This window comes from Paenibacillus sp. OT2-17 (assembly GCF_009827695.1).
GTDB classification, from domain to species: domain Bacteria; phylum Bacillota; class Bacilli; order Paenibacillales; family Paenibacillaceae; genus Paenibacillus; species Paenibacillus polymyxa_B.
Window position 1 is genome coordinate 1 of record NZ_WUDQ01000783.1, and the last position, 1,351, is coordinate 1,351.

A 1,351-nucleotide genomic window follows, 5' to 3' on the forward strand; every position below is an offset into this window, starting at 1 on the left:
CTACTTTCCACCTTTTAATGAAAATTCATGGGTGTGAAAGTAGCTTTTTTAGTTTTTTTGGCTGTGACTTTTGACGGAAAGCGAATGATCTATATTTTTAGTCAAAATTCGACAAAAATAGTTCTTTGGCACGTATATTTCTGTTATGATGGAATATATTCGCAACTTTTGGTGTGAGATAACGTCTATAAGGTTGTCTGATATTACATAAGCGCGTATATCAGGTCGCCGCACCGGAGCATGTGGCAAAAAAATTATGAATGGAAGGGTGACGAATGAAGAAATTTGGTTTTTTGTTGTTATTATTTGTCTTCATGTGGGCGGTTCCGGGTTATGGACATGCGGCTGCGAGTGGAACACAAATCTATCTCGACGATCAACAGTTAAGTGTCCCTAGTGGTGCTAAGGCACAAGTAATTGGCGGAAGTACAATGGTCCCGCTACGCGTAATTTCTGAAAATTTGGGATATGACGTGACATGGAAGCAGCAGGCGCGAACCATAACGATTGAGAAAGACAGTACCTCGATCCGAATGATAATCGGAAGTAAGACGGCGACTGTCAATGGAAGCGACATTAGTCTGGATGCTTCGCCTCTGCTGCGTTCCAATTATGCCCTTGTACCGCTTCGTTTTATCGGCGAGCAAATGGGACTGGACGTAAAATGGGACAGCAGCTCCAAGTCCGTAAAATTATATACCCGCAGTAGCGGGTCTGGAAACGGGGAATTTACACCTCCCAAGTCCGGAAATAACAGTACAGGTACTGGTAGTGTTACTGCACCAACGAATAATGCGAACTCAGGTGTTACACAGGTGCAGGGAGTTAGTTTCAGCCAAAACCGTTTAACCATCACAACAGCCAGTGCCGTCAAGCCGAAAGCGTTTACGATGGCAGGCCCTGATCGGGTAGTGGTGGATTTGCCAGCGACTGCGTTTGCTGACAATTTCGGAGAGCAGCAAAAGCTGGATAGCAACTTAAATGGTTCGCTGGACATTGAGAATGAAGCGGATGTGTCCGGTATCCGTTATGCTTTATTCCAAAAGGAACCTTCAACGGTGCGCGTTGTTATTGATTTGAAGCATGCCATGAATTATACCGCATATAATGATGGTTCGAATCGTGTTATCGTCGATCTGGCTTCCAAAGATTCTGTGAATACCACGCCAGACGCAACGTTACCAGATGGCTCACAGCCGGATGACACGCAGACATCACCAACTAACAGCAATGGTAAAAAGGTCGTTGTTATTGATGCTGGCCATGGAGCAAAAGATTCTGGAGCAGTTGGTGTTTCAAGAAAAAATTATGAAAAGACCTTCAACTTAGCTATGGCTCTGAAAGTAGAAAG

General features: G+C 44.3%; 1 protein-coding gene. It reads left to right on the forward strand.

Translation table 11 applies throughout. The features are described 5' to 3' along the window. Positions 1-275 precede the first annotated feature (275 nt). The coding region (locus tag GRP75_RS27080; protein ID WP_160790904.1) for a stalk domain-containing protein at positions 276-1,351 on the forward strand (1,076 nt) is incomplete at its 3' end.